Origin of the sequence: Actimicrobium sp. GrIS 1.19 (assembly GCF_035984655.1) — a bacterium.
GTDB lineage: Bacteria > Pseudomonadota > Gammaproteobacteria > Burkholderiales > Burkholderiaceae_D > Actimicrobium.
This window is the reverse complement of record NZ_JAXCHT010000016.1, coordinates 1-24,391: the sequence shown is the minus strand read 5'-3', so window position 1 is coordinate 24,391 and position 24,391 is coordinate 1. Positions and strand designations below refer to the sequence as shown.

Below are 24,391 nucleotides of genomic sequence, written 5' to 3'. Positions count from 1 at the left end.
TCATCCTTTAGAGCGGAATAACGCTGAGGAAGAAGCGCGTCAGCAAGCTCATCATTTCAGCCTTGTCGATGTGCGTATTGGTGCGGTACTCGATGCGGGCATCGGCCACCTGGGTCGACGCCACGGTGTTGCCGGCGACGATGTTGTCCGGATTGACCACGCCCGACAGCCGGATGAATTCGGTGCCGCGATCGAAGCCAACCTGCTTCTCGCCACTGACAACCAGATAGCCATTGGGCAGCACATCGACCACGGTCACGCCGATGGTGCCGACGAAGCTGTTGTTGGAGCTGCCGGCGCCCTTGTCTTCAAACTTGTTGCCGCCACTGGCGGTGACGGCCAGATCGGCCGTGGTGGCGGCCGGTACGCCAAAGAATTTCGGCACCGACAACGTGGCGCTGCCGGTCTTGCTGGACGATGCCGCAGCGGCCTTCGATGCCGTGGTTTTTTCACTGATCGAAATGCTCAGGATATCGCCGACCATGCGCGCGCGCCGGTCTTCGAACAAAGGCCGATAGGCCGCGCTCTGGAAAATCGCACCGGAGCTTGGCGGCGCAGCGGCCGCGCGCGGCGCCGGCGTGGTGGCTGGCTGCTGCACGATGGTGGTGGGCGTCACCGCACAACCGCCCAGCGCTGCCAACAGCAGCCCGACACAAACAACCCGCAAAGTGACATGCATGACCGGCCCCGCAATTAAAGTTGTGTCAGACGCGCCAGCATCTGATCGGATGTGGTGATCGCCTTGCTGTTGATTTCGTAGGCGCGCTGGGTCTGGATCATGTTGACCAGCTCCTCGGTCACGTTGACATTGGAAGTCTCTACATACCCCTGCGACAACGTCCCCGCGCCGTTGGTCCCCGGCGTGTTGGTATTGGCAGTGCCGGAGGAGCCGGTCTCGACGTACAGGTTTTCGCCCTTGCTCTCCAGCCCGGCCGGATTGATGAAAGTCGACAGCTGCAGCGCCCCGACCTGGGTTGGCGCCGAGGCGCCTTGCAGGGTCACCGAGATGGTGCCGTCGCGACCGACCGTCAGGCTTTGCGCCGCGGCCGGAATCGTGATGGCGGGCTGGATCACATAGCCGCTCGAGGTCACCAGCTGTCCCTGGCTGTCCGACTGCAACGAGCCGTCGCGCGTGTAGGCGGTGCTGCCATCGGGCAGCAGCACCTGGAAAAATCCCTGGCCCTGGATCGCCACATCCTTGTCATTGCTGGTTTGCTGCAGATTGCCCTGGGTATGAATGCGTTCGGTCGCGACGGGTCGCACGCCGGTACCCAATTGCAGTCCCGACGGCAGCTGGGTTTGTTGCGACGATTGCGCGCCGGGTTGGCGCAGGGTCTGGTACAGCAGGTCTTCGAACACCGCACGCGAGCGCTTGAAGCCGCTGGTGCTGACGTTGGCCAGATTGTTCGAAATCACATCCATCTGGGTTTGCTGCGCGTCCAGGCCAGTTTTGGAAATCCACAGGGAACGAATCATTTTTTTCTCCACACATCAGCGCGCCACGGGAACCACGGTCCGGGGTATCGGGACTCTGGTCAGTGTTCGTATTGTCGGGCTTGCATGCGTGTTTCAATGCGCGGAGATGGTCGACTTTCAGGGCGCTGATCGGCGCTTTAAATTTCCTTGCGGAAATTAAAAACCCGCCATACGGCGGGTTCGAATGAAGCGGTCAAACCTCAGAGTACCGACAGGATCTGCGCCGCCTTGGTGGCATTGGCTTCGGCATTCTTGAGCATGCTCATGTGCATTTCAAACTGGCGCGACAGGCTGATCATCGTGACCATTGCATCGACCACGTTGACGTTGCTGCCCTCCAGCGCGCCGCTGACCAGGGCGACGTTGGCATCGGCTTCGGCCGGCGCGTTGCCCTTGACCCGAAACAGCGTGTCGTCACCGCGCACCAGTGTCTCCTCCGGCGGGTTGACCAGCTTGATGCGGCCGATGATGACCGCTTGCCCGGGCCGGCTGCCGGCTTCCACCGATGACACGGTGCCATCCTTGGCGATGGTGATGTTGACGTCGGGCGGGATCGTGATCGGTCCGGCGTCGCCGATGACATTATGTCCGCTCTGGCTCTGCAGAATGCCGTTTTCATTGACCTTCAGGCTACCCTGCCGGGTATAGGCTTCGGTGCCATCGGGCATTTCCAGCGCCAGCCAGCCCTTGCCCTGGATGGCGACATCCAGCACCCGCCCGCTTTCCTGCAGCGCGCCCTGTGAAAAATCGGCGCCGACGGTCGAGTCGACCACGAAGGCACGGGTCGGCAGGCCGGGGCCCACCACCGGAATCGCACGAAACGCATCGAGCTGCGCGCGAAAACCGGTGGTCGTGGCATTGGCCAGGTTGTTGGCGGTCGTGCTTTGCTGCTCCATGACGTGCTTGGCGCCGGTCATGGCGGTGTAGATCAGCCGATCCATTCAATCCTCCGTGGCGCTATTCAGGGTCAATTCAGGATCAACGCAGGTTGACCAGCGTTTGCAAGACCTGATCCTGGGTCTTGATGGTCTGCGCGTTGGCCTGATAAAAGCGCTGGGCGGTGATCAGGTTCACCAGCTCCGCAGTCAGATCGACGTTGGAATCTTCCACCGCCGACGATTGCAACACGCCGAGGCTGCCAGAACTCGGCGCGCCAATCAGCGGGCCGCCGGAGGCAGCGGTTTCGGCCCAGGCGTTGTTGCCGAGGTTCGCCAATCCGTTCGGATCGGTAAAGTTGGCCAGCACCACCTGCCCGAGCGTCGCGGATTTGCCGTTGGTGTAGCGTCCGGTGATCACGCCGTCGGCGCCGGTGGTAAACCCGGACAGCTTGCCGGAGGTGTAGCCGTCCTGGGTTTGCGAATTCAGGCCAAACGCCGAACCGTACTGTGACGAGCCGGTGAAATCGACATTGAAGGTCAACGGCGCGACCGCACCGGAGGTCACGGTGGCCGAGGCCACGAAGGGCTGCGGCGTGGTCAGCGCACCACTGCTGGAAAACACCAGCGTGCCGATTTTTGGCGTGGTCAAGGGGACGCCGTCGCTGGTGCCATACACATCCCAGGTATTGCTGGCGGTCTTCTTGAAAAACGATTGGATGACATGCGAATTACCCAGCGTGTCGAACACCGAAATCGAGGTCGACCGGTTGTAGCTGGTAGGGTCGGTGGCATTGAAGACCGCCGTCGCCGGCAAGCCTTCGCGTGAATCCAGATTGACCAGCAAACCGACGTTGCTGGTGGTTTGCGGCGCCAGATCGGCAGTGTTGAAGATCAGGTCGCTGGGCGCGCCGGTTTGCAACACCCCTTTGGCATTGGCAATGTAGCCGGTCAGCTTGAGTCCCTGCGCATTCACCACATAGCCGGTCTTGTCGAGCGAGAACTGGCCGTTGCGGCTGTAAGTGGTCACGCCATTGTTGTCCATCCTGAAGAACCCGGCGCCATTGATGGCCAGATCGAGCGGATTGTTGGTCGAGGTGACGTTACCCTGGGTGAATTGCTGTGCCACGGTCGAGACCTTCACGCCGATCCCGACCTGGGAGGCGCCCGAGCCGTTGAGCGAGGCAGCATACACATCGGCGAACTGCGCCTGACCGCTCTTGAAGCCGACCGTGCTGGAGTTGGCGACGTTATTGCCGGTGACATCGAGGCTCTTGGACGCCGCGTTCAAACCGCTCAAACCTTGTTGGAAACTCATGGTGTTCTCCTGTAGACAGCAAATATGGAACGGATCCTGTTACAGGATTTGCCGCACATCGTTAAAGTTGATCGGGCCCAGTCCGGTGACATTGAGCTTGACGCCGGCGGTGCCGGTCGAGACGCTGCCGACTTCACCGAACCCCAATGCGGTGGCGACCACCGCGGTGGCGCCCTGCTTGGCCGTGACTTCGAAAGTGTAGGTGCCGTCCACCGCCTTGGTGCCGTCGTCCTTGCTGCCATCCCAGGTCAGTGCGGTGGTGCCGGTATCTTCCGGACCCAGATCGATGGTGTGCACGGCATTGCCGGCGGCATCCTTGACCACGACCTGCACCTTGTCGGCGGGCGACGGCAGGTCGATACCGAAGATGGCCTTGCCCGAGCTGAGTGAGATCGACTTCGACGGTGCCAGCACGCCATGCCCGATCAAGCCGGCCGCCTGCACCGATTCATTCGACTGGAAGCTGGTCTTGAGCGATTCGAGCGTGGTGTTGACCTTGTCGATGCCGCTGACAGTCGACAATTGCGCCAGCTGGCTGGTGACCTGCGCGCTGTCGAGCGGGTTGAGCGGGTCCTGGTTTTTCATCTGGGTGACCAGCAGCTTGAGGAAGCGGTCCTGGGTTTCTTCCACCGACCCGGTGGCGGCAGCGGCAGCCTTGGTGCCGTTGACGGAGGCCAGCAGATCGGCGGACGGGGTGGTATTGGCAACGCCTGCAATGGATGACATGGTGAATATCCTTGGGTGAACTGTTATTGACCGATGGTCAAGGTTTTCAGGAGCAGCGTCTTGGCCGCGTTCAATGTTTCGACATTGGTCTGGTAGGACCGCGTGGCGGAGATCATGTTCACCATTTCTTCAACCACGTTCACATTCGGCATCGCGACATAGCCTTTTTCATCGGCTTGCGGATGTTTCGGGTCATACACCAGCCGCGGCGGCGCGCTGTCTTCGACCACGCGCTGCACCTTGACCCCGGCCGAGGCCGCGCCATCGACAGGCACGGCGCTGAAAATGACCTGCTTGGATTTGTAGACCTGTCCGTTGGCGCTGGTGGTGCTGTCGGCGTTGGCGATATTCGAGGCAGTGGTATTGAGGCGCTGCGACTGCGCTGTCATCGCCGAACCGGCCACATTGAAAATACTGAACAAAGACATGATGGTTATCCCTGGATCGCGCTCAGCAAGCCTTTGATCTGGCTGCTGATCATGGTGATGCCGGCTTCGTAGCGGATCGCATTGTCGGCAAACTGGCCGCGCTCGGCGTCCATGTCGACCGTGTTGCCGTCGATGGCGCCCTGCTGGATATTCCGGTACAGCAACGGTACGCCGTTCACGCCGCTGCCGCCAGTGCCGCTTTTGGCCGACAGGTGGGTATCCGAGGTCTTGGTCAACGCGCCGGCCTGCGGCGTGCTGCGCGCCATTGCCGTCTTCATCGCGCTATTGAAATTGATGTCGCGTGACTTATAGTTGGGCGTATCGGCATTGGCGATGTTCGAGGCGATCAATTGCTGACGCTGACCGCGCAAATTCAGCGAGGTCTCATTGAAGCGCAGGTAATCGTCCAGTTTTCCAATCATGGCATTCTCCTCACTGCCCATGGCAGCTGCGGTTGATGGTTTTTCCAGCCTTGATGATACGCAGCCGGGTGGGCGGTGATCAGACGAGCAAGTCGGGGAAATCCGGTCTGTTTGTCGCTTTGTGGAAACTATCCATCGCTACACTCAGATTCCGGATTCCCTCCACTGAGCGCCATGAAAACCCTTCTGTTCCTGTCTGCCGCACTGATCAGTCTGTCCGCATCGGCGCAAACCCTCGCGCCGCGGCAGGACCCGGCGCAAATCCGCAGCAGCGTCGAACAGTTCCTGCGCGTCCAGACCACCGGCTTGCCGGGCGAGGTGCAGATTACGGTTGGCCAGCTCGATGCCCGCCTCAGTCTGCCGGCCTGCCAGACGCCGGAAGCGTTCCTGCCCGCGGGCAGCCGGGTCTGGGGCAGGACCAGCGTGGGGGTGCGTTGCACGGCGCCGTCGCCGTGGACCGTATATGTCACCGCGCAGGTGAAGGTCATCGCCGATTATGTCGCCAGCGCGATCCCGCTGTCGCAGGGCCAGCTGGTAGGGCCGAATGATGTGATCAGGATCAGGGGCGACTTGACCCTGCTGCCGGCCGGGGTCCTGACCGATCCGGCCCAGGCGATCGGACGTACCGTTGCAGGCTCAGTCGGCCTGGGCAGCCCGCTGCGGCAGGATTCGCTCAAGACAGTACAAGCGGTGCAGCAGGGCCAGGCAGTGCGGGTAGTCTCGACCGGACCGGGATTTTCAGTCGCTACCGACGGGCGCGCGCTGAACAATGCGGTGGCCGGCCAGATTGCCCAGGCCAAGACCGCTGGCGGGCAAGTCGTCAGCGGGGTGGCGCGGGCGGGCGGGATAGTTGATGTCACCTACTGAATTACGTACCAAATTGACAAGGGAACCACGCCAATCGTCCTAAAGTTATTTTCCCGCCTGCCGTTATGGGACTATGACACGGGGTGATGTACCCTGACCAATCAAGGAAACATCGTGAAGATTGACGATTCGAGCAAAAAGACCGGCAGTGTTGGCGTTTCGCCGACCCAGACCCGCTCCAGCAAGGGCGCCGACCAGGCTGCAGCGGTCAGCAATGCCAGTGCCGGACCGTCCGGCAGCGTAAAGATCTCGGCGCAGGCCCTGGCCCTGGGTGGCAGCAGCACCTTCGACCTGAAAAAAGTCAGCGAGATCAAGGCCGCCATCGCCAGTGGCACATTCCGAATCAACCCCGAAAAAATTGCCGACGGCTTGATCGACACCGTACGCGATCAATTCGCTGCACGCAAAGAAGGATAACCATGTCTACCCCTGCCAACGCCCCCGCATCGAGCCTGCCCTCCGAACAGGAAAGCACCCGTGCTCTGATTGCGGTGCTGATGCAGGAGCAGGCCATCCTGATTGCCGGCAGTGTCGACGGATTACCGGAACTGACCGCCACCAAATCGACCTTGCTGCTGGAATTGACGGCACTGGCCACAGCGCGTCACGCGCGACTGGAAGAGTCCGGCTTCCCGGCCAGCGAACAAGGCATGCGCGCCTGGTGCGACGCGAATTATTCAAACGGCAAGGAATCGCCGTGGTCGGCCCTGCTGACGCTGACTGCAGAAGCCAAGGAACTCAATCGTGTCAACGGCATGCTGATTGCGCGTCATATGGTCCGCAACCAGACCGAACTCAACATCCTGCAGGGCAAGTCGCAACATGGCGGCTTCTATGGCCCGGACGGCCAATCGACCGGAAAAGCGCCAGGGCGCGGCCTGGCGATCGGTTAAGCAGTTTTCAACTACACCATCCTGCGTGTGAAGTGCAGGATGCGTAAATGTTCCACCCCACCTTTGTTTGCCCCAGATCAAACAAATGCATCGGGGCTAACTTTCAGAACTGTTATTAGATGTTTATGTGCGATAACGCACATCGTGCCCTGCATTGTGTTGGCAAACTGAATGTACTTTTTCAACACGAAGGTAGACGCCATGACACAAACCGTGCAAAACCTGCAAGATCAGGCTTACGATCCCGATCATCTGCTCAACACACTCATCGAAAAGCTGGCGATCAAGAATGACGCGGCGCTGTCGCGTGCGCTGGAAGTGGCGCCACCGGTAATCAGCAAGATTCGTCACCGCCGCTTGCCGGTCGGTGCATCCCTGCTGATCCGCATGCATGAAGTTGCCGACCTCTCGATTGCCGAATTACGCGCCCTGATGGGTGACCGTCGCGGCAAATATCGGGTCAGCGGCGTGCGCACCAGTTCGGCACGGCACTGATACTCCGGCGTTGACCGGCCGGCTGCAAGCCTTGCAGTTTGCCGGGAGTTGGCCGTCTTCCTGACGGCATGCCTGGCAGCACCCGTTCTATCCCGTGTTGATCCGGCCGATCATCCTGCCGCGTCTTTCCGATTGATCCCTGCGATCCGGAATTCGCGCCGGGTTGTCCCGATAGATTGGCGTCCGGCGTGGCCGGGCATCAACACGCGGCATCAGGCAGAGAGACGTCGCGCAACGCGCAGTTGCTGGCGGCACACGCCACGGCATCACCAATCCCGCCCCCCACAATAAAAATCACTGGATATCTTCCAGCGCATGATTTATATTTCCCGACAATTATGTGTGCCTACACATATATTTTCGCTGGAATTCACGATGACAGCTTCCTTTCGTTGTACCTGTTTCGCCCTGCGCAAACTGACGCGCACGGTGTCACGCCTGTACGACCTGCATCTGGCAGGCGTTGGCCTCAAAACCACCCAATATTCATTGCTGCAAAATCTTGATCCAGCCGGTGTCGCAATGGCCGAGCTGGCGCACAAACTGGGCACCGACCGCACCACCCTGACCCGCACCCTGAAACCGCTGATCGTCGCCGGATGGGTCATGCAGACTGCCGGCACCGACGCCCGTCGCCGCATCGTGCGCATTACCGACGCCGGGCAGGAAAAGCGACACAGCGCTGCCAAGGCCTGGCGCGAGGCGCAAACCGAACTCGAGCTGGCGCTGGGCCTCGACCTGGTGCATGCCCTGCACAGCGATGTCGGCGCCGCACTGCACGAACTGAACCCGTTACTTGAGGAGAAATTGCATGCCGCAGTCGAATGAGATGTCGCCGCGCGCTGCCTGGGGCCTGATGCTGGCCGCGGCAGCGATTCTGATGATCACCATGGGTGCGCGCCTGACCACCGGCCTGTTCATCTCGCCGATCAATACATCGACCGGGTTGGGCATCGTCTCGATCAGTTTCGCGCTGGCCATCGGTCAATTTGTCTGGGGCCTGGCGCAACCGGTGTTCGGGGTCATGGCCGACAAGATCGGTTCCGCCAAGGTGATCATTCTGGGCGCCCTGCTGCTTGCCGGCGGCACTGCATTGACGCCATTCATGTCGAGCCAATGGGGGCTGCTGCTGAGCATGGGCTTGCTAACTGCGGCAGGCGCGGGCGCCGGCAGTTTTTCGATCCTGATCGGCGCGGCCACGCAAACGCTGCCGCCGCAACGACGCCCTTTTGCCGCCGGCTTCATCAATGCCGGTGGCTCGTTCGGCCAGTTTATCTTTGCTCCCTTGATGCAGGCGATCATCAACAGTGCGGGCTGGGTCGCGGCAATGTTCACGATGGCGGCGACCACGCTGCTGACGATTCCGCTGGCCTGGCCATTGCGTCGCCGCGCGCCGGCCACACCCTCCCCGGCTGCCATCGCCGTCGCCGAGATCAGCCTTGGCGCGCAGGTCAAACTGGCACTGCGCGACCGCAGCTACTGGTGCCTGCATGCCGGCTTCTTCACTTGCGGATTTCATATCGCGTTTCTGGTGACGCATTTGCCGGGCGAAGTCGCGTTGTGCAGTCTGTCGGCCAGTGTCTCGGCCACCGCACTGGCGCTGATCGGCCTGTTCAATATCGTCGGCAGCCTCGGCGTCGGTGCGCTCGGCGCGCGCTATCGGATGAAATATCTGCTGTTCGGCATCTACGCCAGTCGTGCCGCGCTGATCGGGATCTATTTGCTGGCGCCAAAAACCGCCTGGACCTTTTACCTGTTCGCCGCCTCGCTCGGCCTGACCTGGCTGGCGACGGTGCCGCCGACTGCCGGCATCGTCGGCAAGCTGTTCGGCACCCGCTATCTGGCCACACTGTTCGGACTGACGCTGCTGTCGCATCAGATCGGCGGATTTTTCGGCGCATGGCTGGGTGGCCTGGCGATCTCGCGCCTGGGCAATTACAACTGGATGTGGTACGCCGATATTGTGCTGGCGCTGGCCGCCGCGCTGGTGAATTTGCCGATTCGCGAAGCCCGGGTTGGGCATTTGGCGACAACATGACGAGCACCACCGTTACGCTTTTATCTGCCGGGAAAGTGATTCGAAGTTAAACTCAAGCACCAACCATTCACCACTCCCGAGGCAACGGCCGTAATGAATCCGATTCATGCATTGCGCAAGCTGTTCGGTATCCGCAGACGTCGCCAATTGCCACCGGCCGGCCCCAAGCCTCCGCCGGGCAGCAATCTGGCGCGCAACGGATTGCACCTGCGTCTGAAAACCCCGATTGACGACGAGCAGTGGGACTGGTTATGCATGATGGGCTGGCGTCGCGTTGACATGCGCACCGACCGTCGCAACTACGAAACCTTGTCGTCGAAGGCCGGCCGTGCGCTGCTCGACAAGGAACGGCGCGAAGCGACGCATGCATCGATCGTCGCGTGGGAGCAAACGCTCGGCGATAAAGAAGGCTATCGCGCGCCGTCCTGATCCGGTTTCACTACCGGCACTTCGGTAACCGGCTCGGGCAGCGTCGCCAGAATCAGCACCTCGACACGGCGATTGCGCAAGCGCCCTTCCGGCGTGTCGTTGCTGCCAACCGGCCGGTTCGGACCATGGCCGATGGCGGTCAGGCGATTTTCGCCGACGCCGTTTTCGACAAACAGCCGCACCACGCTGCTGGCGCGTACGCTGGAGAGTTCCCAGTTGGACGGGAAGGCGGTGTTCCTGATTGGCACATTGTCGGTATGACCTTCGATCTGGATCGCATGGGTGTCCTCGCTGAGCACGCGTGCGATTGCGCTCAGGGCCTGCAGCGAGTCGGTACTCAGTTTGGCTTCGCCGGGCGCGAACAGGACGCTGGCGTTGATTTCGATGGTCACGCCACGGCTGGTCTGGGTCACACGCACCTTGCCGGAATTGACCAATGGCGACAGCACCTTGAGGATGTCGCGCGCGATCGCGGTGAGGTTTTCCTTTTCGCGGCGCAGCGCTTCCAGACGGGCCCGGTCGACTGCCGCCGGCTGCCGGCGCAGCGACAGGCCGGGTGGCTCGTTGCCCTTGACCACCGGCGAAATCGTGCTTGGCGCATTGCCGAATGCCGTCCCCAGCGACAGCGACAGCACCCGGTACTTGCCCTCGTTGACTGACGACAGCGCATACATCACGACAAAAAACGCAAACAGCAAGGTAATGAAATCGGCATACGAAATCAGCCAGCGTTCATGGCTGGCTTCACCGTCCTCGAAGCGCTTGCGCGCCCGTGCAGTCGGTGTCGATTGGCCGCGGTCCTTGCTCACGGCTTATCTTTCGTAGGCCATCATGCGCTCCTGGATCGACAGCGGATTGTCACCGGCAGCGATGCAGAAAAATGCGTCGGCCAGCATTTCCAGCCGGGTGACGTCGTCGTTGACGGCGGTGCGCAACTTGCCGCCGATCGGCAGGAATACCAGGTTGGCGAGGCCGACGCCGTAGATGGTGGCGACGAAGGCGACCGCAATGCCGGCGCCGAGGCGGCTCGGATCGGACAGGTTTTCCATCACGTGGATCAGGCCCAGCACGGCGCCCAGAATGCCGATGGTCGGCGCGTAACCGCCGGCGGAATCCCAGATCCGCGCGGCCTGTCGCTCGCCGGTTTCAAAGGTGCTGATTTCGATGCCGAGGATTTCGCGCAGCTTGAACGGATCGACGCCATCGGTGAGCAGGCGCAGTCCCTTGCTGATGAACGGATCGTCCTGCTTGTCCATGTAGCGCTGCAGGCTGAGCATGCCCTCGCGGCGCGCGGTCTGGCTCCACAGCGCGATGTCGGCGGCATACAGGCGGTGCTTGTTGACCGGTTTGAAAAAGATCGTGCGTGCCATGCGCATGCCGCGCTTGAAGGTCGGCAGTCCGCTTTGCAGCAGCACCGATCCGAGCGTGCCGACCACCACGATGACCAGCGCCGTCGGCTGGAACAGCGCGCCCAGACGACCGCCCTCCAGCAACTGGCCGACCAGAATGCCAAGCAGTGCCAGCGCCAGCCCGGCTACGCTACCCCAGTCCATGCTTTCTCTCTGAGGAAGGCACGCATGCGGGCGATCGCCTGGCTATGCAGTTGTGATACGCGGGATTCCGACACACCCATGACGGCACCGATCTCTTTCAAATTCATCTCCTGTTCGTAGTACAGGCCCATCAGGATTTTCTCGCGGTCCGGCAGCGCCCCGATGGCGCGAATCACCGCGTCGCGAAAACCGGCATTGAGCAAACTCTGCAGCGGATTGTCCGACAGGTCGGTGCAATAGCGATCCAGAAAATGTTCGTTGCCTTCGGTGTTGTCGTGAAAATCTTCGTAATACACCAGTTGATGCCCGCCACCTTCGCCGAGCAAATCCTGGTACTCCTCCAGCGTCATCTTCATGTGCCGCGCCAGCTCGGTTTCCAGCGGTGCGCGCCCCAGCTTCTGCTGCAACGCGTTCATCGCCACTTCAATCTTGCGCATGTTCTGGCGCATGCTGCGCGGCAGCCAGTCACTGCTGCGCAATTCGTCGAGCATCGAACCGCGAATGCGCTGCACGGCATAGGTCTCGAATTGCGCGCCGTGGGTTTCCTCGTAACGGTTGATGGCGTCGAGCAGGCCGATCATGCCGGCCTGGATCAGGTCATCGACCTCGACGCTGGGTGGCAGTTTCGCCTTCATCTGATGGGCAAGACGTTTGACCAGCGGCGCGTGTTCTGCGAGCAGATGATTCCGGTCGGACTTTCCGCTGACTGTGTACATGAAACTTGTCGACTCCCTTGCTCATGCATATTCGGGTATGCGTGCTACCCCGCCGTCAATGCGCGCGAAGCGTCCGGCCAACTGCCGAAACGCGACCGAGGCGCCCGCCATCGGAAAGGCATCGATGACCGGGCGACCCAACTGGGTCGCGCGCCGCAAATCGGCATCGGCCGGCACCGAACCGATCGATGTCAGCTGGACCGCCAGATAGCGGCTGGCGGCCTGCGCCATGTTCTCATAAATCTGCCGCGCTTCGGTCGGACTGGCGCCGGTCACCAGCACGCCGAACGGTCGGCGGCCCAGCCGCGCCGACAGACGCTTGATGATCGCATAGGCGGAGGTAATTGAGCTACCGCTACATGACACCTGGACCACGATTTCGCCACGCTGCATGGCCGGAATCGGAAATCCATCGTCGGCATCCGGCTCGGCATCGACCAGCATGATGTCAGATTGGCTTGCCAAAACGCCAAAGGCATTCGCCAGCCGCCGTGCTGCATCAACATCCTGCAAGGCCCGATGCAGGTTTTCGCGCGCCAGCGTGGCCACCGCGAAGCCCTGCGGCAGCATCTGCACCACTTCATTCAGACCGCGCTCCTGCCGCGCCACTTGCATCAGCGTCGCGGCACGCGCCGCGCCCAACCGTTGCGCCAGTCCGTTCGCGGCGCCGCAGGCGTCCAGCAACAGCACATCGCTGCCAGTGCGCGCCAGCGATGCCGCCAGATTAATCAAGGTGGCAGCTTTTTCGTCGGCGCCAAGTGCCGACACGACACTGACGATGCGCGGCTTCGGGCCGGCCAGCATGCGGCGCAGGCCTTCTGCCTGATCGGATGGAAAACTAGCCAAGGCTCACCTCGCGCAGTGACTTGTCGTTCGAACCACGGGTGGTGTTGGCCATCACCAGTGGCAATTCGGCATCACTGAGCTGGAACGGCGCGCTCTCACGCTTGAGCTTGAAGGCGCGGTCGACCAGATACTGCTTGTTGACCACGTGCAGATCTTCCGGCACGCGCTGGCCGTTGGCGACGTAGTACAAACTCAGCTTCTGGCGGATCACCACATCCAGCACATTGCCGATGGTGGCGGCTTCGTCGAGCTTGGTCATCACGCAGCCGGCCAGGCCGGTGCCCTGATAGGCCCGCACCACTTCGTTGAGCGTCTCGCCGGTCGAGGTGGCCGACAGGCACAGCAGCCGCTTGACATGCGCCCCGGCGCCTTGCAGCATCGCGACCTGCTCGCCCACCATCTGGTCGCGCTGGCTGACGCCGACGGTATCGATGAGCACGGTGTGTTTGTTCTTGAGTTCATCGAGGGCGATGCGCAGGTCGGCTTCGTCCTTCACCGAGTGCACCATCACGCCAAGGATCTTGCCGTAGATGCGCAGCTGTTCGTAGCCGCCGATCCGGTAGCCGTCGGTGGTGATCAGCGCCAGCTTGCCGGGACCGTGGCGCATCACGCAGCGCGCCGCCAGCTTGGCGGTAGTGGTGGTCTTGCCGACGCCGGTCGGACCGACCAGCGCAAACACGCCACCCTGTTCCAGCATCGTGCTGTCGTTGCCCATGACGTTGATATTGCGTGCCAGGACGCCCTTGATCCAGCTCATGGCTTCGGTGGCGGTGCCGCCTTCCGGCAGGTTCTCGGCCAGATAGCGCGACAGGCTGGCGCTGAAACCGGCGGCCAGCAATTCGCGCACCACGGTGGCTTTCATGGGCTCGCGTTTTTGCGATGAGGCCCACGACAATTCCGACAACTGCGATTCCATCATGCTGCGCATCGAACGGATCTCGCGCATCATGTCGGCCATCTCGCGGCTGCTGTCGTCGCGTCCGGCGAACTCCGGTGCACGCACGATGCGCGACTGTTCGATCGCCTCCGCCAGCCCGGCAGCCTGATCGGTTTCCGCGCGCCGTTTCGCAAAGGCGCCCAGCAAGGCCGACTCCTGTTCGGGCAGCGTGGTGGCCGAGGGCAGCTCGTCGTGGCCGGCCAGCGAAGTCATGTCGTCGGAGGCGAGTGCCAGGATTTCGACCATGCCGTTCAGATTGCGATTCGACAGAATCACTGCATCGGGGCCGAGTGCTTCGCGGACCTGACGCAACGCTTCACGCGAACTGCTTGCGGAAAATTTTTTCACGTTCATGCTTGTCCTCCGACCAGACTGGTTACTTTAATCGTTTTGGAATCCGGTAATTCGGCGTGCGACAACACCTTCAACTGCGGTAAAACCCGGCGCAAAAAGCGCGACAGCAACGCCCGCAGCGGCGCCGGCACCAGCAGCACCGGTGTCAGGCCGAGCTGTTCCTGATGCTGCGTGGCTTGCTGCGTTTGATACGTGAGCGTATCGGCCAGCCCCGGCTCGATGCCGGTGCCGTCCGGACCGCTGGCCTGCAATGCCTGCATCAGCAAGCGTTCCAGCCGGTTATCCAGCGTCATCACCGACAGCTCATTGGTGCCCGGGAAAATCTGCTGCACGATGGCGCGACCCAGCGCGATGCGCACCAGCGCCGTGAGTTCGTTCGGCTCCTGGGTCTGGCTGGCATGCTCGGCCAGGCATTCGATGACGGTGCGCATGTCACGGATGTGCACGCCTTCCATCAACAGGTTCTGCAGCACTTTCTGCAGCGTCGAAATCGAGATCGTCTTCGGCACCAGGTCTTCCACCAGCTTTGGCGATTCCTTGGCCAGATGGTCGAGCAACTGCTGCACTTCCTGCCGGCCGAGCAGTTCGGCGGCATGGGTGGTGATCAGATGATTCAGATGGGTCGCCACCACGGTGCCGGCATCGACCACGGTGTACCCCATCGCCTGGGCCTGGTCGCGCATGCCGGCTTCGATCCACACCGCAGGCAGTCCGAAGGCCGGATCGGTGGTCGGGGCACCGGGCAGGGTTCCGGTCACCATGCCGGGATTGATCGCCAGGAATTGTCCGGCATGGGCCTCGCCACTGCCGACTTCCACGCCCTTGAGCGAGATCCGGTACGACGACGGCTTGAGTTCGAGATTGTCGCGAATGTGCACTGGCGGCGACAGGAAGCCGACCTCCTGCGCAAACTTCTTGCGGATGCCCTTGATGCGTTTGAGCAGCTCGCCATTCTGGGTCTTGTCGACCAGCGGGATCAAGCGATAGCCGACTTCCAGGCCGAGCGTGTCGACCGGCACGATGTCCTGCCAGGTCGCTTCTTCGCTTTCGACCGGCGCGCTGGTGACCACCGGCTCCGGCTCGGCCACCGGACCTGCGGCCTGCCGTTTCGACGCGGCATACCCGGCCCAGGCCAGGCCAGCGCCGAGCAGCAGGAAGGCGACATGCGGCATGCCGGGGATGACGCCCATGCCGCCGACGATGGCGGCCGTGATGTACAGCACCTGCGGTTTGGCGAACAGCTGGTTGATCAACTGGGTACCGATATCGACATCGTTGGCCACCCGCGAGACCACCACACCTGCGGCAGTCGAAATGATCAGCGACGGAATCTGCGCGACCAGGCCATCACCGATGGCCAGCAGCGTGTAGTTCTTGAGCGCGTCGGCAAACGCCATGTCGTGCTGCACCAGCCCGACGATCAGGCCGCCGACGATGTTGATCACGGTGACGATGATGCCGGCCACGGCATCGCCGCGCACGTATTTGGAGGCACCGTCCATCGCGCCATAGAACTCGGCTTCCTGCGCCACTTCGGTCCGGCGGCGGCGTGCTTCAGGTTCACCGATCAGGCCGGCGTTCAGATCGGCGTCGATCGCCAGCTGCTTGCCGGGCATGGCGTCGAGGGCAAAGCGCGCACCCACTTCGGCGATCCGTCCGGCACCCTTGGTGACGACGGTGAAGTTGATGATGGTCAGGATGATGAAGACCACGATACCGACGGTGTAATTGCCGCCGATCAGAAAGTGACCAAACGCCTCGATCACCTTGCCGGCCGCATCCGGGCCGGTATGGCCTTCGGTCAGCACCACGCGCGTCGAAGCGACGTTGAGCGACAAGCGCAGCATGGTACTGACCAGCAGCACGGTCGGAAAGGCGAGGAAGTCGAGCGGCTTGATGGTGTACAGGCTGGTCAGCAGCACGATGATCGACAGCGCGATATTGAAGCTGAAGAACACGTCGAGCACGAAGGCCGGCAGCGGCAGCACCATCATCGACAGCATCATGATGATGATCACCGGCGCGGCGAACGCCTTGCTGTTGGGACCGCTCATCCAGCCAAACCATTTCGAATTCATGCGCGTGCTCCCTGATCAGGCTTGACCGAGGCCGCCGGATTCTGCGGATCGAGTTCAGGCGGTACCTCGATCGCCGTCGGCAATTCGGGCCGGTCGCCGTCGCCGCTGCGGAAGGCGCGCAACTGATACACATACGCCAGCACCTCGGCCACGGCGGTGTACAAGGCTTCCGGAATTTCATCGCCCAGTTCGGCGTGGCGATACAGTGCCCGTGCCAGCGGCGGCGACTCCACCATCAGCACGTTGTTGGCGGTGGCCAGTTCACGAATCTTGGCGGCGATGGCGTCGGCCCCCTTGGCGACCACGGTTGGTGCGCGCATCTTGCCGTCGGCGTATTTCAGCGCGACCGCAAAGTGGGTTGGGTTGGTGACGACCACGTCGGCGTTCGGCACTTCGGACATCATCCGGCGGCGCGCCATCTCGCGCTGTTGCGACCGCACGCGCGCCTTGATTTCCGGATTGCCTTCCGATTCCTTGGCTTCCTGGCGCACTTCCTGGCGCGTCATCATCAGTTTTTTGCCGTAGCTGAACATCTGGTACGGCGCATCGATGCCGGCGATGATCACCAAACCCATCACGATCAGCATGAAACTGGAAAACAGCATCTGCGACAGATGCATGCTGCCGGCGCGCACCGGCTCGACCATCAAACCCAGCACGGCATCGATCTGGCTGCGCATCACCAGATAGGCGATGACGCCGACGATGAGTGCCTTGGCAATCGCCTTGACCAGTTCCACCAGCGAATTGAGCGAGACCATCCGGGCAAGGCCCTTGAACAGATTCATCTTGCCGAAATCCGGTGTCAGCGCCTTGGTCGAAAACAGCCAGCCGCCAATCAGCAACGGCGACGCCAGCGCCACCAGCATCAGCAGGCCGGCCAGCGGCGCAAAGGCCAGCAACACTTCCATCAGATGGCCGCCCTGACGCGACAGCAACAGGCTCATGTCGAAGGCCTGGGCCCGATCAAAGCTCAGGCCCGCGATCAGGCCGCCATTCACCTGACGCAGCAGGTTCTCGCCGGTCATCAGCAATCCGGCGCCGGCGCCCAGCAAAATCGTGCAGGTCGCCAGCTCGCGCGAGCGCGGCACATCGCCGTCTTCGCGCGCCTTGTCGATGCGCTGCTGCGAAGCGGGTTCCGTGCGTTCGAGATCGCTGTCTTCTGCCACCAGTGGCTCCTAGCCAAACCAAACCTGCCGTCGGGATAACGACAAGATTCCAGTTAGACAGGATTATTGCGTTGAGGCAGCAAAAGTGATCGGGGGAACAAGGGGGGAAAGGGTGGGGTTATTGCGGTACGGCCGGCCGGCGTCAGTCAACAATGAACAGGCGCGCACCGGTTTCGGTAAAGGACCGATGCGGCTCGGCGTGATCGGCGACCTGGTAGCTGACACCCGGTGTCAGCCGGAACACGCGTCCATCCTTGAGCTCGGTATCCAGCACGCCCTCCAGGCAGAGCAGGATATGGCCTTTCTCGCACCAGTGATCGGCCATGTATTCGGCCGAATACTCGACCATGCGCACCCGCAGCGCACCAAACGCCTGCGTGCGCCACACCGCCGCGCCCCGCTCGCCGGGATGCTCGACCGGCGCCACGGTAGACCAGTCGGTCAGGCCAAACGGGATATTTGAGATCAGCATGGCAACGCCCTCGTAAAAAGTGGGGTCAGTAAGAAGTGGGGTCAGAGTCGAATATTGCTTTTTTGAATGTTTCCGATTCTACCGCGTTGCCGATGCCGAAGTGGCAATGGCCGACGCCGCACCCGGTTGTTGCTGCTGCGTGCGCAAGAAGCGACTGGTCGCCGATTGCGGCAGGAAAAAGGTGGTTTGCCACTCCCGCGCCCGTTCACTGAAGAACACCATCGTGCTCGCCAGCCGAACCGGGGTCGCCTCCTCCAGCAGCATCGTGCGCAGATGGACCACGTCGCCGGTCTTGGGCGACATACAAAAACCCGGGCCCTTACCGGCATGACCGACATGATTCTGGCTCAGCAGCGCACGGTAGATCGCAGTCTCGTTTTGCAGCGGCGCTGCGCCGAACACCGTGCACAGCGTCAAGGCCTGCGGCATCCGGTGCAGGTCGTAGATGAAGCAAAACGCGACCTCGTTGACCAGCACCGAACCGCCCTTGAGCAGATGTTCCGGCTCGGCCAGCGCTTTATACAGACAGAAATTGCGGATGACATTCTCGAACGATGGCGGCATGGCTGCTCCTGCTGAATCACGAAGCCCATGAATGACGGAAACCGCTGGGCGGTTCCAATGATGGAACCAGCAACTGCCGACCGTTACTCATCGCAGGCAATGTCCGCAGCAACGCAGTACGACACCTCCGCGCATGCCTGCAATCGATCAACACCATCCGAGAAAAATCATGCAATCCGGCTTTGAACGACTCATCCACGGCTTCTGCGCCCTGACCGGCTATCACGCACCGCAACGCGTGCTGACCGGCGAAGGCATCACCTACGACGGCGTCATCCTTGCCGTCTCCTGGAAACCCAAGGCCAATCCGGCGATGCTGTTCGTCTACGCCAGCCTTGGCCAACTCGACGCCGAGCATCAGGCCGAGCTGTACCCGATGATGCTCAAGCAGAATTTCATGATGCTCATGACCAGTACGCGTAACTTCAGTTTCTCCAAGTCGATGGATAGCGTGGTGCTGATCGAAGATGTCAGCCTGGCAGATGCCACACCTGAAGCACTGCTGGCGGTGGTGAAATCGCTGGTGCGCAGCGCGCAGTACTTCAATCGTATGCATTGCGCTGGCAATGCCGTACCCCCCATCCAGATCGCGCGCAATCGCGCGGCGCTTTACCCACTTTCGATCGAACAGGTGCCATCATGATGTCAGCTACCTCGCCACGCGCGGCGACAAGCACGCCGGTGCCGGCCGAAACGCAGGGTCCACGCCGCCTGAACCTCGAAGAGATACAGCGCCTGGTGATTTTCGAACCAGGCAAGAATGTGCCGTCGCGCCACGGTTCGTTCGGCGCCGATCAACCGCCTGTCCAGCCTGCCGGCGACTCACCTGCCCAGTTTGCCAGCGCCGAAACGCGCGCGCCTGGGGTACCCATACTTCCCCACGCAGATGTGCATTTTCACTTGCTGCGCTACGACGGGCGCGGTCTGCCGTTGCCTGTCATCGTGGAATGGGCCAAACAGAACAACATTCGTCATCTCCTGCTCAGTGCCATTTCCACCCCGGTTGTGTCCTTGCTGGGCGACGAACGCTTTATCCGGCAGCGGGAACAACCAGGCTGTTGCGGCGATAGTTATTACCTCAGCCAGGCCGACATGGCGGGCACGGAATTGACTGCCCACCAGGTGCATGAAAGGCAACAACAAATCGAGCTTCTGGTCGACTCATCCCCGGACTGGCATCAGATTCAGCAATATAAGAGGTTACCTCCGGAAGACCCGGACATGATCGATATCGCCATGACCGGATTGAATCTGGGGGATCCACGCGCCTATCTGAGTTTCCTGCGCAATCTGGATGCGATGGATGTGGATATCGCCTCGGTCGGCGAAGTCACGCTGCAAAAGGAAATGGTGATGTACTTGATCCCCAACCGCAGCCAGGCGGACCTGGATGAAAACATCAAACCGATGTACACGCTGCTCCAGACGGTCGGGACTGCGGGTATGGCGCTGACCATGCACTGCGACATGGACAGTGCACTGGTCGAGGCCAGTTGCCCCCGCCACCCGGGCAATCTCGCTGGCGTCGTCAAGCTGCTCGACGATCCGCAGACGCAGGACACGACGATCATCTGGGCCCACTGCGGCGGCGTCAATCGCTTCGGACCGGTCGCGGACAAGCACTGCGAATATGTGGACCAATTACTGTCGCAGCACCCCAACCTGATGATTGATCTGTCATGGAGCCGTGTCGCAAGCAAACTGGATCCGGCCAGGCTGGCCGAACTGGTCAAAAAGCATCCCACCCGTTTTCTGATGGGCTCTGATGCGCTGGCGCCGGAAGAACCACGGGTGATGGTGCAGACATACGAAATCTACGCCAGGCCAGGTGGCTTGTTCCAACGGTTGTCAGCGGATGAATTGAACCAGGTCCTGTTGCAAAACTATCAGCGGGTGATTCACGGATCAAAAGAAAACGGCAAGAAATTCAAGCAGCACGTTCTGCCTCTGATCAGGGATCTGTTGACCGATCCCAACGCAAACGGCTTCAGGCCCGATGAATTGCACGCGCTGACGATGCGCATATTCCAGGACGTTGATCCGGCGCATTTCGAAAAACTGACCAAAGAAGCGGCCGATCGTCATACTCAACGCGCAGCGGGTGTGCAACTTGCGCAGGAGCATGGGCCCTTGGTCCCGGCTTTGACCCAGGTGGTTGAAACAGCGGGTCGCCCTCGCTACATCAATACACGCCGCAAGCTGGATTTAAGGCTAGGGCGACTCATCGAGGATACAACCGGGGCAGAGGAGCATAAAACCGCGCAGCAGTCCGCCGTTCAAGCGGCACTGCCGCACTGGCACTGGCGCCATGCGGGCGTTATGCGTGAAATTCGACTGCGGCATGAGGCCCCGGCGCACCCCGCCGCGCCGCCGATACAGGTCGTTGACGAGGAAGAAAACCAGCGCTGCGGAATCAGTTGCCTGCAATCGTAACGTCAACCCGCCTCAATCCAGCGCCTGCAACACCGGCTGCAATACCGCCGCGCCGAGCAGCGCGCTGCGCGCCCCATTCCACCCGACCTGCGGGTCGGGCAGATTGGCGTTGTCCTTGAACGGGAGTTCCAGCGTCAGCGAGACGCACTTGAAGGTGTGCGCGACATACTTCGACGCCAGCTTCAGCACCTCTTCGCGGTACTTGCCGGTGCCGTAGCCGAATTTGGTCTGGAAATCCGGGCTGGCCAGCACGAAGCTGTCGACGAAGCGCTGCTGCGCCGCCATCTGTTCGTCGCTGAAGCCATCCAGCATTTCACTGCCGGCGACGAACACATACGGCAGGCCTTCATCGCCATGCACATCAAGGAACAGGTCGCAACCGGTCTGGTGCATCAGCGCGCGCACGGCAAACACTTCCGGGCTGTGTTCCGGCGTTGGCGTCATCCATTCGCGATTCAGATTGGCGCCGGTGGCGCTGGTGCGCAGGTTGCCACGTACCGAGCCGTCGGGATTCATGTTCGGCACGATGTACAGCACCGCCCTGTCCAGAATGCGGCGCGCCAGCGGATTGGCCGGATCGAGCAGTGCATGGACCATGCCTTCGACAAACCACTCGGCCATGGTTTCGCCCGGATGCTGGCGCGCGATGACCCAGATTTTTTTCGCTGCCGCCGGATCGCCAATGACGATCGCATTCACATCGCGGCCGTCATGCGTGGTCGCCAGATCGATCACCCGTGCTCGCGGCGAGACTTCCGCCTGCCCCAGCAATTGCAGATGGCGTTCCCACGAATACGGCTCGAAATAGGCGTAATACACGCTGTCGCGTTCCGGCGTGTGGGCAATCGTCAGTACCTTGCCGTCGTACGAGGTCGGCACCCGGAACCAGGTCTGGCGGTCATAGCTGGCGACGGCCTGGTAATTCTCCCAGCCGGACGGATAGGCCGACTGCCCGGCGTTCAGCAGTCGCATCTGACAGGCTTCGCCACGCGCGCCCTGCAGGCGGAAATAGAACCACTGCGCGAACTCGGCATGGCTGTCCTTGCGGATCTGCAGATCGATCTGTTGCGGGTGGTCGGCGGCGATGATGTCGATCGCACCGGCATCGAACTGGTGGCTGATTTTGATGGTCATGGGGAGATTCCTTCAATGAGGCAAATGATTTATACCGAGGGCGACGACGCGCGCGGAAGTGCGGCAATGATAAAGGAATTCACCGAAGCGCCTTGCCGACGCGCGATGTCGATTGTTGACCCGCCCCATGGCAAAGCGACCAGAGGCTCTGATATACTGCGGGCTCAGTCGGGGCGTAGCGCAGCCTGGTAGCGTACTTGCATGGGGTGCAAGGGGTCGAGTGTTCGAATCACTCCGTCCCGACCAATAGAATCAAACACTTAGGCCAATCTCCGGATTGGCCTTTTTGCTTTATGTTGCCTCGTGCCGTAACTGTGCCGTAAATGGCGGCGACTCAAACTGATCGTTAAATGTTGCGGCCGTGATCGCGCTAACCCCTCAGTTTGAAGCGACGGCCTCCTTCCTCTTCCCCATCAATAGCGCCTCACGTCTAAGCCGGTGACATGTGACCCCTGCTCGATCGACGGTGATTCACGGGTAATCATTGAACTCCGCATCTCCAGTGAAAATACTGTCCAAACTCGTCCACTGGCCCTGGCACATAAAGGCCTTTATCGTGAGCCCCGTTGGCCGGTCAAATGCCCCACCTCTGGCCACCCCAAACTCCCCACCCACTGACCGCTTCACAGCGCTGTAAAGCGCCTGCAGCGACCACAGGGAACATCCCGCTGGCATGACGTTATCTTTCTCCTTCGATCGTCGAGGGAGTTCGGAGTGAGTCTTGAAACCGCATCTGCAAATCACCATCCTGACGCTGCTGGCAGTAGGCAAGAGCCAGCGCGAGATAGCCTGCATCACCCGCGTCGACCGCAAGACTATCCGCAGCCTGGCCATGCGTGTAACTTGGGGAGATTCAAATTCCCCCGGGTGCCACCGGCTCGGCGACGTAAATTCCCCATCCCGGCCACCGGCGCTGCCGACCGTGTCGCCGTCGGCATGCGAATCGCACCGTGCCTTCATCACTGAGCAGCTACGCCTGTGGTGCAACTACACTGCGATCTACCAGGACCTGGTCGACCGGTACAGCTTCGCCGCCGGCCGGCGACAACAGCATCAAGCGCTCCGCCGGGACCCTGGTAGCCAAGGAGCCCGAGCAGTTCGACCGCCTTGAGTTCGCCCTTGGCGAGGACGCGCTGGTCGACTACGGCGGCGTCAATCAAACTTAAGTGCGAAAACATTAGCATAAACAGCCACTTATGTTAAAAATCGTAGTTTGATCTACAAGAATACCCCCAAAAATACCCCCATACAGTTGGGGCCAAACGTGGTCGCCTTGCTACTGAGCTTGCATTCGCGGTTCGGCTCATCGACGAGCTTACAACTTTTCGAGGCAAATGATTGCCCTATCTAAACTGTCCGAACGAGCACGAGCGACATGTGGCCTCCATTTCGTTGCCACGAAATTCGTCATCCGTAGATTGTAGGCAGGCCCGATTCTTGGCAAATCGAATTGATTGTAGTTGCGAGGGATGAGGTCTCTCTTCAAATCCGTGTCAGCATTCGCTCGGGCCAAATCGAGAAGAGCTCGTTTCGGGTCAACTAGCGTCTCTGGATTGGCGGCGATCTCATCTGACGTGGCACCGAGAAATTGAGCACAACGCTTTCGGTCAGCCAACACCCAGGCCTCGGCTTCGGCAACAGCCACTCGAATTAACAAGTTTGCAACCTCTTCATACATTTCGGCCCAGTCCTCGCGAAGTGACGGCGCGCATTCGTCGTCATCTAGATCGATTCCAATGAGGACCGGCATTTTCTTCGCCAGCATGGCATACGCAGCAATTTCTTTTTTTACGTTGCCTCTACCGTTGGTAACTACTGCCCGCACGACATGAAAGTCGGGAATATAAGTGCTGACGCACTTACGTAAAAGAGCCATCGTTAATTTATCCTCACCTACAATGGCTATCTGTTTCACCGAGGTCATCCTTACACTGCGCCGAGAGAATCGACACTCTCAGGGGTCGCGTGCGGCAAGATCGCTGCACCTACATCGAGCCCCCCCTCAACCAAGGCGGTAACGTCATCAAACTTGTTAGCTGACTTTATTCGAGTTGCCTCTGATGATGGCTCTAGCCTGAATGTTTCATGAATCGACATTTCGGCAGGAGTTTTCATCGTCATCGCAACAACTATGGAGTTGAAGAAATATCAGTAGAAACTCGCCCTAC

The 24,391-nt window shown here is 60.9% G+C and carries 28 protein-coding genes and 1 tRNA gene; 11 read left to right on the top strand and 18 right to left on the bottom strand.

The window, feature by feature from the left end:
- Positions 1-7: 7 nt before the first annotated feature.
- The 7 genes from RCH09_RS12370 to flgB form a co-directional block, all read right to left on the bottom strand.
- Positions 8-679, bottom strand: a complete 672-nt coding sequence (locus RCH09_RS12370) for a flagellar basal body L-ring protein FlgH (protein WP_326941406.1) — start codon at positions 677-679, stop codon at positions 8-10.
- Positions 680-693: 14 nt separating this feature from the next.
- A complete protein-coding gene (flgG, locus tag RCH09_RS12365; protein WP_326941405.1) occupies positions 694-1,476 on the bottom strand; it encodes a flagellar basal-body rod protein FlgG in 783 nt (260 codons plus the stop codon).
- A gap of 200 nt (positions 1,477-1,676) precedes the next feature.
- Positions 1,677-2,417, bottom strand: coding sequence for a flagellar basal-body rod protein FlgF (gene flgF / locus RCH09_RS12360; protein ID WP_326941404.1), 741 nt, complete (start codon positions 2,415-2,417; stop codon positions 1,677-1,679).
- 37 nt (positions 2,418-2,454) lie between these two features.
- Positions 2,455-3,669, bottom strand: coding sequence for a flagellar hook protein FlgE (gene flgE / locus RCH09_RS12355; protein WP_326941403.1), 1,215 nt, complete (start codon positions 3,667-3,669; stop codon positions 2,455-2,457).
- 39 nt (positions 3,670-3,708) lie between these two features.
- Positions 3,709-4,395 (bottom strand): flagellar hook assembly protein FlgD, encoded by a 687-nt coding sequence (locus RCH09_RS12350; protein WP_326941402.1) that lies wholly within the window; start codon positions 4,393-4,395, stop codon positions 3,709-3,711.
- A 23-nt stretch (positions 4,396-4,418) separates the two neighbouring features.
- Positions 4,419-4,823, bottom strand: coding sequence for a flagellar basal body rod protein FlgC (gene flgC, locus RCH09_RS12345; protein ID WP_326941401.1), 405 nt, complete (start codon positions 4,821-4,823; stop codon positions 4,419-4,421).
- 5 nt (positions 4,824-4,828) lie between these two features.
- Entirely contained in the window at positions 4,829-5,245 is a 417-nt protein-coding gene (gene flgB, locus RCH09_RS12340; protein WP_326941400.1) for a flagellar basal body rod protein FlgB, read from the bottom strand.
- A gap of 174 nt (positions 5,246-5,419) precedes the next feature.
- Between flgB and flgA the strand changes: the two genes are divergently transcribed.
- The 7 genes from flgA (at position 5,420) to RCH09_RS12305 (ending at position 9,967) form a co-directional block, all read left to right on the top strand.
- Positions 5,420-6,112 (top strand): flagellar basal body P-ring formation chaperone FlgA, encoded by a 693-nt coding sequence (flgA, locus tag RCH09_RS12335; protein ID WP_326941399.1) that lies wholly within the window; start codon positions 5,420-5,422, stop codon positions 6,110-6,112.
- A gap of 114 nt (positions 6,113-6,226) precedes the next feature.
- Complete coding sequence (gene flgM / locus RCH09_RS12330; RefSeq protein ID WP_326941398.1) at positions 6,227-6,529, top strand: flagellar biosynthesis anti-sigma factor FlgM; 303 nt, start codon at positions 6,227-6,229, stop codon at positions 6,527-6,529.
- Between the two features lie 2 nt (positions 6,530-6,531).
- Entirely contained in the window at positions 6,532-7,005 is a 474-nt protein-coding gene (locus RCH09_RS12325) for a flagella synthesis protein FlgN (protein WP_326941397.1), read from the top strand.
- Positions 7,006-7,206: 201 nt separating this feature from the next.
- Positions 7,207-7,500: a hypothetical protein gene (locus tag RCH09_RS12320; protein ID WP_326941396.1), complete on the top strand. Its 294-nt coding sequence runs from the start codon at positions 7,207-7,209 to the stop codon at positions 7,498-7,500.
- A gap of 375 nt (positions 7,501-7,875) precedes the next feature.
- On the top strand, positions 7,876-8,328 hold the full coding sequence (locus RCH09_RS12315) for a MarR family winged helix-turn-helix transcriptional regulator (protein WP_326941395.1): 453 nt from the start codon (positions 7,876-7,878) through the stop codon (positions 8,326-8,328).
- Positions 8,312-9,538: an MFS transporter gene (locus RCH09_RS12310; RefSeq protein WP_326941394.1), complete on the top strand. Its 1,227-nt coding sequence runs from the start codon at positions 8,312-8,314 to the stop codon at positions 9,536-9,538. The genes RCH09_RS12315 and RCH09_RS12310 overlap by 17 nt, the downstream gene beginning before the upstream one ends.
- Before the next feature lie 93 nt (positions 9,539-9,631).
- Positions 9,632-9,967: a hypothetical protein gene (locus tag RCH09_RS12305; protein ID WP_326941393.1), complete on the top strand. Its 336-nt coding sequence runs from the start codon at positions 9,632-9,634 to the stop codon at positions 9,965-9,967.
- On the opposite strand, the gene motD is transcribed toward RCH09_RS12305, so the two are convergent.
- From motD to RCH09_RS12260, 9 genes are all read right to left on the bottom strand, one after another.
- On the bottom strand, positions 9,949-10,776 hold the full coding sequence (gene motD, locus RCH09_RS12300) for a flagellar motor protein MotD (protein WP_326941392.1): 828 nt from the start codon (positions 10,774-10,776) through the stop codon (positions 9,949-9,951). The two genes, RCH09_RS12305 and motD, sit on opposite strands and share 19 nt — an antisense overlap.
- 3 nt (positions 10,777-10,779) lie before the next feature.
- Positions 10,780-11,520, bottom strand: a complete 741-nt coding sequence (locus tag RCH09_RS12295; protein WP_326941391.1) for a flagellar motor protein — start codon at positions 11,518-11,520, stop codon at positions 10,780-10,782.
- A complete protein-coding gene (locus RCH09_RS12290; RefSeq protein WP_326941390.1) occupies positions 11,502-12,236 on the bottom strand; it encodes an RNA polymerase sigma factor FliA in 735 nt (244 codons plus the stop codon). Before RCH09_RS12290 ends, RCH09_RS12295 begins: the two co-directional genes overlap by 19 nt.
- A 21-nt stretch (positions 12,237-12,257) precedes the next feature.
- Positions 12,258-13,082, bottom strand: coding sequence for a MinD/ParA family ATP-binding protein (locus tag RCH09_RS12285; protein WP_326941389.1), 825 nt, complete (start codon positions 13,080-13,082; stop codon positions 12,258-12,260).
- Positions 13,075-14,373, bottom strand: a complete 1,299-nt coding sequence (gene flhF / locus RCH09_RS12280) for a flagellar biosynthesis protein FlhF (protein WP_326941388.1) — start codon at positions 14,371-14,373, stop codon at positions 13,075-13,077. Before flhF ends, RCH09_RS12285 begins: the two co-directional genes overlap by 8 nt.
- Complete coding sequence (flhA, locus tag RCH09_RS12275; RefSeq protein WP_326941387.1) at positions 14,370-16,451, bottom strand: flagellar biosynthesis protein FlhA; 2,082 nt, start codon at positions 16,449-16,451, stop codon at positions 14,370-14,372. Before flhA ends, flhF begins: the two co-directional genes overlap by 4 nt.
- Entirely contained in the window at positions 16,448-17,620 is a 1,173-nt protein-coding gene (gene flhB / locus RCH09_RS12270; protein ID WP_326941386.1) for a flagellar biosynthesis protein FlhB, read from the bottom strand. Before flhB ends, flhA begins: the two co-directional genes overlap by 4 nt.
- 142 nt (positions 17,621-17,762) lie before the next feature.
- On the bottom strand, positions 17,763-18,092 hold the full coding sequence (locus tag RCH09_RS12265; RefSeq protein ID WP_326941385.1) for a DHCW motif cupin fold protein: 330 nt from the start codon (positions 18,090-18,092) through the stop codon (positions 17,763-17,765).
- Between the two features lie 78 nt (positions 18,093-18,170).
- Positions 18,171-18,656 carry a CesT family type III secretion system chaperone gene (locus RCH09_RS12260; protein ID WP_326941384.1) on the bottom strand — a complete coding sequence of 162 codons (486 nt, stop codon included), beginning with the start codon at positions 18,654-18,656 and terminating at the stop codon, positions 18,171-18,173.
- 169 nt (positions 18,657-18,825) lie between these two features.
- Between RCH09_RS12260 and RCH09_RS12255 the strand changes: the two genes are divergently transcribed.
- On the top strand, positions 18,826-19,299 hold the full coding sequence (locus RCH09_RS12255) for a CesT family type III secretion system chaperone (RefSeq protein WP_326941383.1): 474 nt from the start codon (positions 18,826-18,828) through the stop codon (positions 19,297-19,299).
- Positions 19,296-21,089 carry a hypothetical protein gene (locus RCH09_RS12250; RefSeq protein ID WP_326941382.1) on the top strand — a complete coding sequence of 598 codons (1,794 nt, stop codon included), beginning with the start codon at positions 19,296-19,298 and terminating at the stop codon, positions 21,087-21,089. Before RCH09_RS12255 ends, RCH09_RS12250 begins: the two co-directional genes overlap by 4 nt.
- Positions 21,090-21,101: 12 nt before the next feature.
- On the opposite strand, the gene RCH09_RS12245 is transcribed toward RCH09_RS12250, so the two are convergent.
- The gene (locus RCH09_RS12245) at positions 21,102-22,223 is read right to left on the bottom strand and encodes a M14 family metallopeptidase (RefSeq protein ID WP_326941381.1); all 1,122 of its coding nucleotides are present in this window, start codon (positions 22,221-22,223) and stop codon (positions 21,102-21,104) included.
- A 169-nt stretch (positions 22,224-22,392) separates the two neighbouring features.
- Here RCH09_RS12245 and RCH09_RS12240 point away from each other — a divergent pair.
- A tRNA-Pro gene (locus RCH09_RS12240) sits at positions 22,393-22,469 on the top strand.
- A 704-nt stretch (positions 22,470-23,173) separates the two neighbouring features.
- On the top strand, positions 23,174-23,389 hold the full coding sequence (locus tag RCH09_RS12235; protein WP_326941380.1) for a hypothetical protein: 216 nt from the start codon (positions 23,174-23,176) through the stop codon (positions 23,387-23,389).
- 149 nt (positions 23,390-23,538) lie between these two features.
- Here the strand turns inward: RCH09_RS12235 and RCH09_RS12230 are convergent, their stop codons facing one another.
- Positions 23,539-24,138, bottom strand: a complete 600-nt coding sequence (locus RCH09_RS12230) for a hypothetical protein (protein ID WP_326941379.1) — start codon at positions 24,136-24,138, stop codon at positions 23,539-23,541.
- Between the last annotated feature and the right edge of the window lie 253 nt (positions 24,139-24,391).